The sequence below is a fragment of the Flavobacteriales bacterium genome (assembly GCA_016704485.1).
GTDB lineage: Bacteria > Bacteroidota > Bacteroidia > Flavobacteriales_F > PHOS-HE28 > PHOS-HE28.
The window spans coordinates 1,025,678-1,039,953 of the sequence record JADJAA010000001.1 but is presented as its reverse complement, the minus strand read 5'-3'; the positions used below and the strand labels follow the sequence as shown (position 1 = coordinate 1,039,953).

11 protein-coding genes and 1 tRNA gene are annotated in these 14,276 nt (G+C 49.7%); 8 read left to right on the top strand and 4 right to left on the bottom strand.

Features of this window, described 5'->3' with window-relative positions; all coding sequences use genetic code 11:
* Nucleotides 1–13: 13 nt before the first annotated feature.
* From mnmG to IPF95_04360, 3 genes are all read right to left on the bottom strand, one after another.
* Nucleotides 14–1,912 carry a tRNA uridine-5-carboxymethylaminomethyl(34) synthesis enzyme MnmG gene (gene mnmG, locus IPF95_04370; protein ID MBK6473929.1) on the bottom strand — a complete coding sequence of 633 codons (1,899 nt, stop codon included), beginning with the start codon at nt 1,910–1,912 and terminating at the stop codon, nt 14–16.
* Nucleotides 1,913–2,239: 327 nt separating this feature from the next.
* Nucleotides 2,240–2,566, bottom strand: a complete 327-nt coding sequence (locus tag IPF95_04365; protein ID MBK6473928.1) for an N-acetyltransferase — start codon at nt 2,564–2,566, stop codon at nt 2,240–2,242.
* Nucleotides 2,567–2,712: 146 nt separating this feature from the next.
* A complete protein-coding gene (locus tag IPF95_04360) occupies nt 2,713–3,273 on the bottom strand; it encodes a hypothetical protein (protein ID MBK6473927.1) in 561 nt (186 codons plus the stop codon).
* A 593-nt stretch (nt 3,274–3,866) separates the two neighbouring features.
* Here IPF95_04360 and IPF95_04355 point away from each other — a divergent pair.
* From IPF95_04355 to ybeY, 3 genes are read left to right on the top strand one after another with little or no spacing between them, the layout of a single operon-like run.
* Nucleotides 3,867–7,280: a DUF4175 domain-containing protein gene (locus IPF95_04355; protein ID MBK6473926.1), complete on the top strand. Its 3,414-nt coding sequence runs from the start codon at nt 3,867–3,869 to the stop codon at nt 7,278–7,280.
* Between the two features lie 7 nt (nt 7,281–7,287).
* A complete protein-coding gene (locus tag IPF95_04350) occupies nt 7,288–7,725 on the top strand; it encodes an ATP-binding protein (GenBank protein MBK6473925.1) in 438 nt (145 codons plus the stop codon).
* Nucleotides 7,676–8,152 (top strand): rRNA maturation RNase YbeY, encoded by a 477-nt coding sequence (gene ybeY / locus IPF95_04345; protein MBK6473924.1) that lies wholly within the window; start codon nt 7,676–7,678, stop codon nt 8,150–8,152. The genes IPF95_04350 and ybeY overlap by 50 nt, the downstream gene beginning before the upstream one ends.
* 99 nt (nt 8,153–8,251) lie before the next feature.
* Here ybeY and IPF95_04340 read toward each other — a convergent pair whose 3' ends face one another.
* Nucleotides 8,252–8,641 (bottom strand): hypothetical protein, encoded by a 390-nt coding sequence (locus IPF95_04340; GenBank protein ID MBK6473923.1) that lies wholly within the window; start codon nt 8,639–8,641, stop codon nt 8,252–8,254.
* A 301-nt stretch (nt 8,642–8,942) separates the two neighbouring features.
* On the opposite strand from IPF95_04340, the gene IPF95_04335 reads away from it, so the two are divergent.
* The 5 genes from IPF95_04335 (at nt 8,943) to IPF95_04315 (ending at nt 14,275) form a co-directional block, all read left to right on the top strand.
* Nucleotides 8,943–9,497 (top strand): YbhB/YbcL family Raf kinase inhibitor-like protein, encoded by a 555-nt coding sequence (locus tag IPF95_04335; protein ID MBK6473922.1) that lies wholly within the window; start codon nt 8,943–8,945, stop codon nt 9,495–9,497.
* 221 nt (nt 9,498–9,718) lie between these two features.
* Nucleotides 9,719–11,248 carry a glutamate--tRNA ligase gene (locus tag IPF95_04330; GenBank protein MBK6473921.1) on the top strand — a complete coding sequence of 510 codons (1,530 nt, stop codon included), beginning with the start codon at nt 9,719–9,721 and terminating at the stop codon, nt 11,246–11,248.
* Nucleotides 11,248–11,598, top strand: a complete 351-nt coding sequence (folB, locus tag IPF95_04325; GenBank protein ID MBK6473920.1) for a dihydroneopterin aldolase — start codon at nt 11,248–11,250, stop codon at nt 11,596–11,598. Before IPF95_04330 ends, folB begins: the two co-directional genes overlap by 1 nt.
* Nucleotides 11,599–11,677: 79 nt before the next feature.
* Nucleotides 11,678–11,748: transfer RNA gene (locus IPF95_04320), tRNA-Cys, on the top strand.
* A 160-nt stretch (nt 11,749–11,908) separates the two neighbouring features.
* Entirely contained in the window at nt 11,909–14,275 is a 2,367-nt protein-coding gene (locus IPF95_04315) for a hypothetical protein (protein MBK6473919.1), read from the top strand.
* Nucleotide 14,276: the final 1 nt, after the last annotated feature.

Sequence of the window (14,276 nt, the reverse complement as noted above, 5' to 3'; positions counted from 1 at the left end):
ACGATCTTTATGTTCAACGACCGAGATAGACTATTAACACGCTTAGGTCTGCTGGAGAAACGCCGCTAATTCGCGAGGCCTGGCCAAGGGTTGAGGGGCGTATCTTTTCAAGTTTTTGTCTAGCTTCCATACTTAGTGAGGTTAGGCGACCATAGTCAATACCAAGATCTAGGTTGACCCCATCCAGGCGAGTTAGTTTGTTCGCCATTTCGCGTTCTTTTGATAGGTAACCTTCATATTTCGAATTGATCTCAACCTGCTCAATCACTTCTTCGCGTAGATCTTCAGCGTCGGCCGCGACCTGAGTAACACGCTGCGATAGAGGCTCGAGGTCTGCATAGGTGATCTGTGGTCGTAGAAGGATGTCGAATAGTTTCACCTTTTGGTTTATGGGTGATGTTCCACGTGGAACGATCACTGGATTTACCGTACGGGGATCAACGCTTTCGTCCTTAAGCGCTGTTAGAAGGGCTTGGCTGTGTCGAGATTTGGATAGAACGCGTTCTAGTCTTTCGTTGCTTGCAAGACCTATTGTATGGGAGCGTTCCGTAAGGCGAATATCTGCATTGTCTTGTCGCAGAAGAATTCGGAATTCTGCACGACTGGTGAACATTCGATAAGGCTCTTCGGTTCCTTTGGTTATCAAGTCATCAATAAGTACGCCGATGTATGCTTCATCCCTGTTTAAGATGAATGGATCCTTTTCTACAAGTTTCAGATGTGCGTTGATACCCGCCATAAGGCCCTGGCAGGCGGCTTCCTCATAACCGGTTGTGCCGTTTATTTGACCGGCGAAATACAATCCGGAAACTAGCTTGGTTTCGAGCGTAAGTTTAAGTTGGGTAGGGGGGAAATAGTCATACTCCACCGCATATCCGGGTCGAAACATCATGGCCCCAGAAAAACCAGGTATGGCCCTCAGGGCTGCCAGCTGTGTTTCTTCTGGCAAGCTTGTACTGAACCCATTGATATAAGTCTCAACGGTATTCCAGCCTTCGGGTTCTACAAAGATCTGGTGGCGGTCTTTATCTGCGAAGCGGTCGATCTTGTCCTCGATACTAGGACAGTAACGTGGGCCAATGCCCCGGATCCGACCGTTGAACATTGGGCTGCGGTCAAACCCCGTTCGAAGTATATCGTGGACTTCCGGACTTGTATAGGTGATCCAGCACGACAATTGCTTTTTGCCATTCTGTCTCTTTGCGAAGGGGGAGTTCCCGGGAATAAAGCTGAAGTTAGAAGGGTCACTGTCGCCTAGTTGTTCTTCGAGTGCCGAATAATCAATACTGCGACCATCAACACGTGGGGGGGTCCCGGTTTTCATACGACCAGCTTCGAAGCCTAATTCAATGAGTTGCTCAGTTATACCGTGGCTTGCGTTTTCTCCAGCCCTACCTCCGCCGAGCTGGCGCTCTCCGATATGCATGATCCCGTTCATGAACGTACCGCTAGTAAGAACCACTGCACGACATGAAATGACCTTTCCCATACCGGTTTTTACACCAGTAACTCGGCCCCCTTGGACGACAATGTGGTTAACACTATCCTGCCAGAAGTGCACATTAGGTGTACCTTCTAACATGGAGCGCCACTCTGCCGCAAATTGATTGCGATCGTTCTGGCTACGTGGACTCCACATCGCAGGTCCCTTGCTTCTATTGAGCATGCGGAACTGTACGGTGCTACGGTCACTCACGATTCCGCTATAGCCACCGATGGCATCGATCTCCCGTACGATCTGACCCTTGGCAACCCCACCCATTGCCGGATTACAACTCATTTGTCCAATAACGCCCATGTTCATGGTTACCATGAGCACTGTGGAGCCCAGGTTAGCTGCAGCAGCTGCCGCTTCACATCCGGCGTGGCCGCCTCCAACCACAATTAGATCGTATACCTCGTTGTTGATCATGGAGAATGCATTGTATTGCGCTCGGTGCACCATTGTTCCACGTGGAACGATCCGCATGACGTTCTGATCCTCAGGTGGTTGTGCTTTTGAGTATGAGTGCGTTCCATGGACGCAGCAAAGGTATAGTCTATTACTGTCGGTTGTTAATCAAATGAACGGAAAAGACCGGCTGGTCTCACAAGTCGGATCAAGACTCCAGAACAACGGAAAGTTCGGTTGTTATTGTTCAGAAGAAGACCATACGCTAGTGAAGCGTTGTGCCCCCTTGTTCAGCTGTTTCAAGCCTAGAGGATCAACTAATTCAAGACCGGTAAGCCCTGCGAGTTATTACAGCTGAACGCCCTTCAACATCAAGCGCTGCCACTCAGGGTTCTTGCGAAGAAACTCTTTCACGAATGTACATGACGGCACCAAGCTCAGGTTGTTCTGTTCGGTCCAGGTAAGCACCTTTACTGTAATGACCTCGTCTATACCGTGCCCAGCAATAGCAACCGGCACATCAACGTGGGTAAGGAATATTCTGTCGCCATTACGATCATATTCCATACGGACCCGATGACCATCAACGCGCATTACGAATTGCCGTGATTCTTCTTCGTCGCTTAGCGGCAGTGCCTCTAGCTCAGGAAGGGAAAAGGGGTCTTTTTTGGCCATAATTGGGCTGCAAAGGTAATACTATTCCCGTTTTGCGTAACACGAAAAATTATTAATGATTGATCCGGGTTGATAATGAAATGTATTGTGTTGTTCACCGCAACAGTTCTCACAATAGTTTGATGAACAATGAGCAGTAGGCTGGATCAAAGGTTAAGTGTAGCTGCTACGAAGGGCAAGCCGATAGGAGTCACTCGAACGGTGAATTCAGCGTCATAAGCTAATCCAAGGTCTATAGCTAAGTGCTCGCCGATGATACGCACCCCAAGGCTATGCACATAGAAGGATCTATCTGGATCGGTAATGATATAGTGTTCCGTGACGATTGAAACATTAGGAAAGGCTCGGACAGCACCGGCAATAGAAAAAACCGGACCACGGGCAAAGTCGCTACCGTCATGAATAACACCACCAGAAAGCGTGATCTGATTGTCAATGTTTCCGATCGTAATTTGACCCATACCCGCAACGAAACCGGGTGCTTTTTTTAGTTCGCCGACCTCTGTTTGGGCAGTGGGCACTCGTGTGCGGAGATAAAAGGCCGTAACGCCAATATGGAAGATCTTGGACGGGCTTCCACTCACTTGCGCTCTTGCGGTGAAAACCGGGCCATTCTCTTTGGAACTGATCACCGATACCAGATCGATCCCTCCGGTAACACTAAGCGCATTGGTGATACCATAGCTCGCGGTATTCAACGAGACCATTGTGTTCTTATACCAGCCTTGTCTTTTTTCAAGTGGAATTGCCGAAGGGCTCTGAAAGTAATGAGTACCATATTGGTTGTTCGACCTTCTAAAACTACCGGGTCGACGTTTGCCAACAAGGGCCAAGGGGTATGTTCCCAAAGAGCAGTTCATACAAATGGGCGTGGCGTGTTCCTCAACAGGACCAACACCACCCCACGCCTGTGACGCATGAACATCGAGGTTCGGAAAGCAAATGGAAACCAAGATCAGACTAAGCAAAAAACACGCAGATAAAAAGGATGTTTCTCGTATGTGTTCTCGTTGCATATGTTCCAAGACGCTGGAAAGTGGCCAAGGATGCCCAGTGGCCAAAATTAGATAGAAGTTTGAACTGAACGAGATAACTGTCCAAGTGTACATATCGAGTAGAATGTCGTCAGGGGTTATTCATACCGATCACCAGCCTTTCGTTATTGTGAAGGTCACGACCAATGCAATTAACTAAGTACAACAGAAAACCGGACCAGAACCAGAACGGATGCGGGTCCATAACCTGTAACTTTACACCGCAACAACCATTACGGCATGTACGTTGATGGTTCTGAGGGAACATGCGCAACGATCACGAGCATCTTATAGTCAAACTCGATGCTTTCATACGGAAGTATTACAAGGACCGATTGATCCGTGGAGTGATCTACTCCATTGGCTTGTTGGTGCTGTTTTTCTTGATCGCGGCTTTTTTGGAGCATATTGGACACTTCGGCACCGCTATGCGCACAGGTTTGTTCTGGGGAAGTATTGCTGCCGCAACGGTCGTTCTTGCTCGGTTCGTGGCATTACCACTGGTGAAGCTGTTCCGATTAGGTGAAGTGATCTCCCATGCAGAGGCTGCCTCGATAATCGGCACTCATTTTTCAGAGGTAAGGGACAAGTTGTTGAATACATTGCAGCTTCGCGAAATGGCCAGCACCCAGCCTGCCAAACGCGAATTGATCGAAGCCGCTATCGACCAACGGAGCAAGGAGCTGGGTCCGGTGCCTTTCGTTAACGCAATTGACCTTCGTCGCAATACACGTTACTTACGATATGCACTTCCTCCGCTAGCGATCCTGCTTGTTGTGTTGTTCGCCGCACCGAGTTTGATAACCGGTCCAGCAAAGCGGATCATTGAGCACAGTAGCGAGTTCATTCCAGAAGCGCCTTTCAAGTTCGTTCTGGAGAACGATAGCCTTGACGTACCCGAAGAGCAGGATTTTGAGTTGGTTTTGGCCATAGAGGGCAATGCAATTCCACAGCAAGTTGAGCTTGTGGCGAATGGCCAGCGGATCCCCTTGGTAAAAAAGGACGCCACTCGGTTCATACACAGGTTCCGCAATGTGCATCAGGCGATAACCTTTCGGTTTGCGGCCGAAGGCTTCACCTCGGAGACGTACACACTGAACACGGTTCCTGACCCGTTATTGCTGGACTTTGGCATTACTGCGGAGTATCCCGCATATCTGGCCAGGCCTAAAGAGACATTGAGTAATACAGGAGACCTTGTAGTTCCAGCGGGCACCCGTGTCACGTGGAACATCAATGCCCGAAGTTCGAATGAATTGGCGCTCGCATTCGATGACACCACATTCACGCTCTCTCCAGCTGCAAGTGATAATGGAAATGCGGTATTCAGGGCTGAACGTCGATTCCTACAGAGTCACACGTACCGCATGACGCCGCGCAACGCAAAGCGCATTGCCGTGGTGCCCTTGCAGTACAGAGTAGAGACCGTGCCGGATCTTTATCCAAGTATCCAGGTGGATACACGCACGGACAGCAGTGCATTGAAACGCATGTTCTACCATGGTGAAATAGGTGATGATCACGGCTTCAAGCGCTTGGTCTTTCATTACCGATTCACGGTGGGTGGTGATAGTCTTGCGGCGGATCAGCGCTCCGGTGCCATGGAGCTACCCATAGAACAACGCAACACACGTCAAGAATTCTTCCACAGTTGGGATCTGTATGGTCTGCAACTTTTGCCAGGTGATCGCGTGGAGCATTGGTTTGAAGTGTGGGACAATGATGGCGTGAATGGGAGCAAGAGTGCGCGCAGTACGCCGCAGGTCTTCGAAGCGCCTACGTTGAAAGAGTTGTCACAACAACAGGACCAACAGAGCGAAGCTATAAAAAGCGGATTGAAAGAGAACATCAAGGAGGCCCAGGACCTACAGAAAGAATTGGACAAGTTACGTCGCGAAATGCTCGACAAGAAAGAGTTGAATTGGCAGGATAAACAGAAGTTGGAAAATGTGATGCAGCGGCAACAGGACCTGCAGAACAAGATCGAAAAGACCAGTCAGGAGTTGCGTCAGAGTCAGCAACAACAGCAGGAATTCCGTCCGAATGATGAACGTCTATTGGAGAAACAACAACAAGTGCAGGAGCTGTTCGAGAACGTATTGAGCGAAGAAATGAAAGATCTCTACCGTCAAGTGCAGGAACTGATGGAGAAGTTGGACAAGGAGAAGATCCAAGAGCAAATGCAAGAGATGAAGCTGGGGCAGGAGGATGTTGAGAAGGAGCTTGATCGTGCGTTGGAAATGTTCAAACGGATGGAGGTGGAGCAGAAAGCTGAGGATATTGCCAAGCAGTTGGAAGAATTGGCGGATAAGCAGGAAGAGTTGAGTGAAGAGACTAAAGAAGGAAGCAAGGACAATGAAGATCTGAAGAAAAAACAGGAAGAACTGAACACAGAGTTCGAGGACCTTCGGAAGCAGATGGACGAGCTGGAGAAAAAGAACGAAGAGTTGGAGCAACCAATGGATATTCCGAAGACGGACGAACAGGAGAAGGCCATTGAAGAGGACCAGAAGGAGAGCGGGGAACAGTTGGATAAAAAGCAGAATAAGAAAGCAGGGGATTCGCAGAAACAAGCAGCCGATAAAATGGACCAGCTTGCCCAGGAAATGCAGGCTGCCATGGAAAGCAGTGCGCAAGAACAGCAGGAGGAGGATATGGATGCGCTCCGGCAACTGTTGGAGAACATCGTGCAACTCAGTTTTGACCAAGAGGGCTTAATGGAAGACCTCGGCACAACATCCACCAAAGACCCGCGGTTCATTGAGCATGGGCGCACCCAAAGAAAGCTTCGCGATGACGCCAAGGTCATTGAAGACTCGCTATTTGCATTGAGCAAACGCGTACCGCAGCTGGAAAGCATCGTGAACCGTGAAATGAACTCGGTGAATGCGAACATGGATGAAGCGACCGGCTTCCTTGGTGAAGCGCGTGCCAATGAACGCTTCAAACCAATGGCGCTGGACAAGGAACAGCATGCCATGACGAGCCTTAACAACCTAGCTTTGCTGTTGGATGAGGCATTGCAACAAATGATGCAGCAAATGGCACAAGGCAAGCCGGGTAGTGGCAGTTGCAGTAAGCCTGGCGGAAGCGGCAGTGGTAAGGGTAATAAACCCAGTATGTCCAAGATGAAGGCGCAACAAGAAGCCCTTCAGAAGCAGTTGGAAGAAATGCGCAAGGGAATGGAAAAGGGCAAGATGCCCGGTGAAAAACCTGGCGAGCAGAACCAAGGTGGGATGGGAATGCCTGGAATGAGCCAACAATTGGCCCAAATGGCCGCGCAACAGGCCGCGATCAGGAAAGAAATGCAGCGCCTTTCACAAGAACTGAACAAAGACGGAAGTGGCGCAGGCAATCCTCTCGGTAAACTTGCCGAGGAGATGGAGCAACAGGAAAAAGACATTGTCAACAAGAATATCACACAAGAAACAGTTCGGCGCCAGCAGGATATCATGACCCGCTTATTGGAGCACGAGAAAGCCGAGCGTGAAAGGGAGCTTGATCAGAAGCGAACAAGCAACGAGGGCAAGGAATTACCACCTGCTGATCCAGCACGTTATTTTGACTACCAGCGCCGTAAAGCGCGTGAAGCAGAACTGTTACGAACAGTACCTCCGGGATTGAAACCGTATTATCGCGATCGGGTCAATACCTATTTCGATACATTTGACCGACCCTGAAACGACTATGGGAGCTTTAACAGAAGAGTTGGAATACACCCAGCGAATTAACTTCCCCGCCAAAGCGGAGAACATCGCATTGGCTGAGAAATTGATCGATGAGGCTTGTACAAAGCACAACGTTCATGAAAGCCACTATGGTAACATTTTGATCGCCCTTACCGAGGCTGTGAACAATGCTATTCATCACGGTAACAAGCTGGATCCTTCGAAAGAAGTGTCTTTGGGCTACGAGGTTAAAGGTGAGAAGATCATCTTCGTAGTGCAGGACGAGGGTCCGGGTTTTGATACCGAGAACTTGCCGGACCCAACGGACCCGAAGAATTTGGAGAAGCCGCACGGACGTGGAGTTTTCCTTATGCGTGCCTTGGCCGATTCGGTTGAATTCTCGGACAATGGCGCAACGGTTGCCATGGCGTTCAGCCTTAAGCCCGTTGAGGAATAAGATCAAGATGCCGACCATCACGTTCAAGGCCGTAGGTGTCAACAGTGCTTACCGCGATCGTGATGAACTGCGAAAGTGGCTCTGTGCCGTAGCACGATATCACGGACATAGCATTGGTGAGCTCAACTTCGTACTAATGACCGACAAGGCCTTATTGGAGTATAATAAGCGCTACTTAGGGCATGATGAGTATACCGATGTGATCACATTCGATGGCCAAACCGGAACCGGGATCTCCGGGGATATCCTTATGAGCTATGAACGGATCAAGGAAAACGCGGCTTCATTCGGCGTGTCGATCCAACACGAATTGAGACGCATAATGGTCCACGGGTTATTGCACTTGTTAGGTCATAAGGATAAGACGAAGGCCCAGCGCTCCTCCATGCGCGAGATGGAGGATGTGTGGTTGAAGAAACTGGCCTGAAACCAAATGTTTACTCAATAAAGAAGGGCCGTTGCCTCGAAAGACAACGACCCTCTTTTGCTGTCGTGAGCCGCCTCGCTCTTAGTCCACGACAGGTTGTTATTCGCCTTTCATTTCGCCCGCCAATTCAATGGCCGCAGCATTGGTGGCTTCTGCTTTAGCTTTGATCTCCTTCCAATTCTCAGGAGTTGCATTGCTCACTGCAGTAAGCGCTGCTTCCAGATCTTTCTGAGTACTAACTAGCTTGTCGCGATTCGTAGTTGCTGATTCTTTATTCTCCGGTGTTGATACTTCCACCATTTTATTGGCATTACCTAAATGGCCACTAACCATTGACAATGTTTCTTTAAGCGTGCCGGCCATGGCTTGTATCTCGCCTTTGTTGGCCTGTTCAATAGCCGGCTTTGCAACAGATCCAGTTGTCTTTTCTTGCGCCATGAGCGATGTGCCAGCGAATAATAGAGCGATCGTAAACAGTGTGTACTTCATTTTAGTTGGGTTTGATTAGGTTCTAGAGAGTCGTCCGTGTCTAAAAAGCGTGCCAAGTAGTTCGGTTTTTTCTATCTGCTTGACATTGCAAAGCTAAGGGTTGTTGACCCCTGAATTACAGTGTTTTGCGGAGAAAACGGCAAAATCATACCTCCAAACGGCGAATGCATTCTTTGTAACGCTCAAGGGCGTTATTATTGTTCACAAAGGCTCCTTACCTAGATCTATCACGGGTTGTGGGCCTTGTTGGGCGAAATACATTTTCCGGGATGACTATCTTGTTCGCTAATTCAGCTCCGACATGAACACATTGCTGCATTATATTATGATCATGGCCACATTGGCCAGTACCAGTCAAGGCATTGGCCAGACCTTCACGCTAACAAGCAAGGATGTTGGCGGGCAAGCTACCATGCAGCAGGTCTTCAATGAGTTTGGTTGTACTGGCGCGAACTTGAGCCCGGAACTAAGTTGGTCAAATGCTCCGGCCGGGACAAAGAGTTTCGCAATAACCATGTACGACCCGGATGCACCAACAGGAAGTGGGTGGTGGCATTGGACAGTTTTTGACATACCTGTGGGTACATCGAGTTTGGCGAGCGGGGCTGGTGATGTGAACAAAGGCCTACTTCCGGCTGGCGCATTGCAAGGTCAAACGGATTTTGGAGTAGTTGGCTATGGCGGACCATGCCCCCCACCTGGTCATGGGCCTCACCAATATTTGATCACTATCCATGCGCTCGATATTGAGACACTTGGATTGACCACGTCGGCTTCCGCACCAATGGTAGGTTTTACCGTTAACCAGCATACGTTGGCCAAGGCCACGATCGTATTTTATTACGAACGGAAATAGCATGGATCATTGAACGGTGAAAAAGAAACGCACCCTTGCTCACCAATGTTCTGAACCTCGAATTGAACTGCAACGGCGTTCCGGTATTTTGTTCCCTAAAATGCTGCGGAGTTGGATCGGCAGGATCACTTCATTGACGTGCGCAATAGACGCGTATAGATTCCGAGATCATTCCCGTCACGCCTGAATACCTTTGCAGCCTTAATTTTTCGATCCGTTCAATGTCCGTAAGAGTTCGTTTTGCCCCAAGTCCGACCGGCCCACTCCACATGGGTGGAGTGCGTACCGCGCTGTATAACTACCTATTCGCAAAAAAGAATGGTGGTAAGTTCTTACTGCGGATCGAAGACACGGACCAGACCCGCTATGTACCCGGAGCCGAGGATTACATTAAGGAAAGTCTGGAGTGGTGTGGTATGATCCCGGATGAAAGCCCCTGGGTCGGTGGTCCCGATGGGCCTTATCGCCAAAGCGACCGAAAGTACCTATACAAGCAGTACGCGGAAGAGCTTGTTCTCAATGACAAAGCGTATTACGCGTTCGATACCAGCGAAGAACTGGATGCCATGCGCGAGCGTCTAAAGGCCGCAGGTGTTGCAGCGCCTGCGTACAACGCCGTTACGCGGGAGCACATGAAGAACAGCCTAACGCTAAGCGCCGACGAGACCAAGGAGCGTTTGGAACGAGGCGATGAACATGTTATCCGCCTTAAGGTGCCACGCCATGCCGAGGTGCGGTTCGAGGATGTGATCCGGGGTTGGGTAGTTGTACACAGTGCGAATATCGACGATAAGGTGCTGTTCAAAAGCGATGGAATGCCCACGTACCATTTGGCCAATATCGTTGATGATCACTTGATGCGCATAACGCACGTTATCCGTGGAGAAGAATGGTTGCCAAGTGCTCCGGTACATGTACTGATCTACGAAGCCTTTGGCTGGGAGCGACCAGCATTCGCACACTTGCCCTTGATACTGAAGCCGGATGGTAATGGTAAGCTGAGCAAGCGTGATGGTGACCGTTTAGGATTCCCGGTGTTCTCTTTGGACTGGACCGACCCGAAGACGGGTGAAAAGAGCAGCGGATACCGCGAGAAAGGATATTATCCGGAAGCATTCATCAACATGCTTGCACTCTTGGGGTGGAATCCGGGAACGGACCAAGAGATCATGAGCTTGGCAGAACTAACGGAACTTTTCGATCTGGAACGTGTGCATAAAGGCGGAGCAAAATTCGATCCGGACAAGACCAACTGGTTCAATCAACAATACTTACGCATGCTTCCGGATACGGAGCTGGGTGCGCAACTACAGATCAAACTGAAGGATAAGGGAATTGACACTTCGCTTGAGCGTGCCACTAAGGCCGCAGTGTTATTGAAAGAGCGGGCCACCTTCGTTGATGACATGCTGGAGGGAACCTATTTGTTCATTTCCGGTTCGCCATTGGAGAGTGCCTCTGATGCTGCAAAAGCAGATCTGGCAAAACGCTGGAAACCCGAATTAGTGCCTGTTGTCGAGCGTTTCATCGCAATGATCAACGAAAAAGCACCCGTTGCTGCCGACGATTTCCATGCTTTGTTCGATGCATTGTTGGCAGCAACCGGAATGAAGATCGGACAGGTCATGCCGATCTACCGGCTATTCGTCGCAGGCACTATGCAAGGCCCCGGCATGTTCGATGTGAGCGCCTTATTAGGCCATATGGAAGTAGCTGATCGCCTGAGAAAAGGGTTGGTAATAGCAGGCTGATGGGCGTAATACAAGTGAATGGGATCCGGCTTCAGGCGTTTCACGGTTGTTTGGAAGAAGAAGGTGTTATCGGAGGGAACTACCGTGTGGATATCCAAGTGGAAGGCGATTTCGTTGATGCGGAAAGAACCGATGATCTGAAGAATACCGTGGACTACGGCCAAGTAGCCGCCATAGTACGGGCCGAAATGGCCATACGCAGCAAACTGATCGAGCATGTTTGCAGTCGCATATTAACGGCAATGAAAACGGAGTGGCCGCAAGCAACGCGTTGGCGGGTACGCGTCGTAAAAGAACGCCCCCCGATCCATGGAGACGTGGACGAAGCGGTCTATACACTGGAAGGCTAATCTAGGGTCTGTTTTCGAATTTCTGCTGATCGGCCTGATCCAGCCTGATCTGTTGTTGTATCTTCGCGGCCCCATTCACGGTCGCGTGGCCGAGTGGCTAGGCACAGCTCTGCAAAAGCTGCTACTGCGGTTCGAATCCGCACGCGACCTCACTAAGAAGTGCTCCGGAATTATTCCGGGGCACTTCGACTTTTGTAGGATCGGCATCGCATTTAGTTCAAGAATGGCAGTTTATCCGGTCGTTGAAATTACCTTGGCCCATACCGATCGACGATATATTGCGTTCCCAGCATTGCCTGTTATTAGTCCCATGACGCTCAAAACAACCCTGTTCGTAATACTAAGTGTTCTTGTTGGATCAGTCGATGTGTTAGCGCAGACCACATCGATAGGCCAATGGCAGGACCATTTACCCTATCGAACTACGATCGCAGTGGCTCTTGGCGGTGGTAACGTGTACTGTGCTACTACAACCGGGCTTTTCAAATACGACCCATCGGCCGGAGAGATCGAACGCCTGAATAAAGTGAATGCTTTAAATGACGTGGGGGTCCAGGGAATTGCATGGAATGAGCCATTGGGCATGTTGGTGGTGTATTATTCCAACGGCAATTTGGATCTGATCCAAGGCAGTACGAGTTATAATATGAATGACATTAAGCGCAGCACGATCCTGGGTGATAAGGGCATTTATGGCATTCACTTCGAGGGCACCACAGCCTATTTGAGCTGTGGGTTCGGTATCGTTAAGGTCGACCTGGTCGGCAGAGAGGTACAGGATACGTGGTTCATCGGTCCGGGTGGTTCCCAGGTCGAAGTGGCAGGCGTTGCTTTCTATGGAGATTCGATCTACGCCGCAACGCGAACCGGCTTGTTCAGTGCTTGGCGAAATGCAGCGAATTTGGCAGCATTCGATAATTGGCACAAACGCATCGACATGGCTTCCACAATGTCCAGTGGGCCATTCAACGACGTTGTGAGTTTTGGAGGTAAGCTCCTATTGAACTTTGACGGGACAGCCAATGATTCGGACACGTTGCTCGTATTGGACGATTCGGGAGTTTTTCAACCATTTCAGCCGCTATTTGGTCGTGAGAACCGAAACCTGAATGTTTCAAATGATGGACAATTCGTGATCATTCCGCACAGAACTGACATACAACGGTTGAACTCGGTTTTGGACGAGGTGACTCCTCAATACGGATATGAGGGAACGGAGGTCAAGGCTTCACAGGCCGTTCATGGTGAGAATGGGGTTATTTGGGTCGCGGACCAACAATTAGGCCTCGTAAAAGGCGAAGGTTATGGGGTTGGAACATCGATCCTTCCTAATGGCCCAAGGCATACATCGGTATATTCCTTGACCGCAAGTGGAAATGCAGTATATGTTTCCAGTGGAGCCCTGGCCGGTAATTGGACCAATACATTCCTGAAGGATGGACTGTACAATTATGTCGATGGAAATTGGATGTCATTCGACCGTGATAATACGCCCTTGATGTTCGGCAATAATGGTTATGGCGAAGCGGTGAATGATATTGTGGCCGTTGCGATCGACCCAAAGGACCCGAACCATGCATTCGCTGGCTCTTGGGAAGAGGGGTTGATCGAATTCCGTGACCGGGTTCCAATTGGATTCTACAATACGGATAATAGCTCATTACTGGAGGAGACCAATAGCGAACCGAACAAAGTGGATGTTGGCGGACTTTGTTATGATAAGGAGGGAAATCTTTGGATCTCGAACGCGAATACGGCTAAACCCATCCAAGTATATACCAAGAATGGTGATTGGCAGGGGTTTGACCCCGGTGCTATTTTGAATGGGAACACGCTTGTTGGAAATATTCTGGCAGCTTCCAATGGATATGTTTGGGTCATTCGTCCACGTGGAAATTCATTACTGGTGTTCGATCCTGGCAATAGTATTTTGGATACAGGGGACGACCGTTACAAACTTCTCACCAATATCGAAGGGGCGGGGGGGCTTCCTTCGCAGGATGCGTATTGTTTTGCTGAAGATAAAGAGGGTCAGATATGGATCGGGACGAACAAGGGGGTTGCGGTTTTCTATAACCCCTCTTCCGTTTTCGACGGCGAGGGATTCGATGCACAACAGATCCTGATAGAGCAGGATGGAAACACGCAACTTCTATTGGAAACGGAATCAGTCAGCGCGATCGCTGTAGATGGTGCGGATCGCAAATGGATCGGCACCCAGACCAGCGGCGCGTATCTGATCTCGTCCGACGGACAGGAAGAGATCCATCATTTCACGGCGGCCAATAGTCCATTACCCAGCGACAACATCATTGGCATTGCCGTGAACGAGGTTACCGGAGATGTCTTCTTTGGTACTGATCGCGGTATCATGAGCTATCGCAGTGATGCAGTTGATGGAGTTAACGATAGTGATTGTGCTAAGGTTTTTCCGAATCCGGTTGTACCGAATTATACAGGACCGATCGCAGTAACCGGGTTGGTGCGGGACAGCGAAGTAAAGATCACGGATGTTAGTGGAAATTTGGTGTACCGTACGACCTCGCTTGGTGGCCAAGCCATTTGGAATGGAAATGACATGGCTGGGAATCGGGTAAGTACCGGGGTGTACTTGATCTTTGCTAGCGACCGTTCCGGAAGCTTTAAGTGTAATACCAAGGTCCTCGTTACGCGCTAGC

Bases quoted from the DNA above. Each gene is read 5' to 3' on its own strand.
- mnmG (MBK6473929.1), bottom strand. From the start codon at position 1,912: ATGATCAACAACGAGGTATACGATCTAATTGTGGTTGGAGGCGGCCAC.
- IPF95_04365 (MBK6473928.1), bottom strand. From the start codon at position 2,566: ATGGCCAAAAAAGACCCCTTTTCCCTTCCTGAGCTAGAGGCACTGCCG.
- IPF95_04360 (MBK6473927.1), bottom strand. From the start codon at position 3,273: ATGGTCTCGTTGAATACCGCGAGCTATGGTATCACCAATGCGCTTAGT.
- IPF95_04355 (MBK6473926.1), top strand. From the start codon at position 3,867: ATGCGCAACGATCACGAGCATCTTATAGTCAAACTCGATGCTTTCATA.
- IPF95_04350 (MBK6473925.1), top strand. From the start codon at position 7,288: ATGGGAGCTTTAACAGAAGAGTTGGAATACACCCAGCGAATTAACTTC.
- ybeY (MBK6473924.1), top strand. From the start codon at position 7,676: ATGGCGCAACGGTTGCCATGGCGTTCAGCCTTAAGCCCGTTGAGGAAT.
- IPF95_04340 (MBK6473923.1), bottom strand. From the start codon at position 8,641: ATGAAGTACACACTGTTTACGATCGCTCTATTATTCGCTGGCACATCG.
- IPF95_04335 (MBK6473922.1), top strand. From the start codon at position 8,943: ATGAACACATTGCTGCATTATATTATGATCATGGCCACATTGGCCAGT.
- IPF95_04330 (MBK6473921.1), top strand. From the start codon at position 9,719: ATGTCCGTAAGAGTTCGTTTTGCCCCAAGTCCGACCGGCCCACTCCAC.
- folB (MBK6473920.1), top strand. From the start codon at position 11,248: ATGGGCGTAATACAAGTGAATGGGATCCGGCTTCAGGCGTTTCACGGT.
- IPF95_04315 (MBK6473919.1), top strand. From the start codon at position 11,909: ATGACGCTCAAAACAACCCTGTTCGTAATACTAAGTGTTCTTGTTGGA.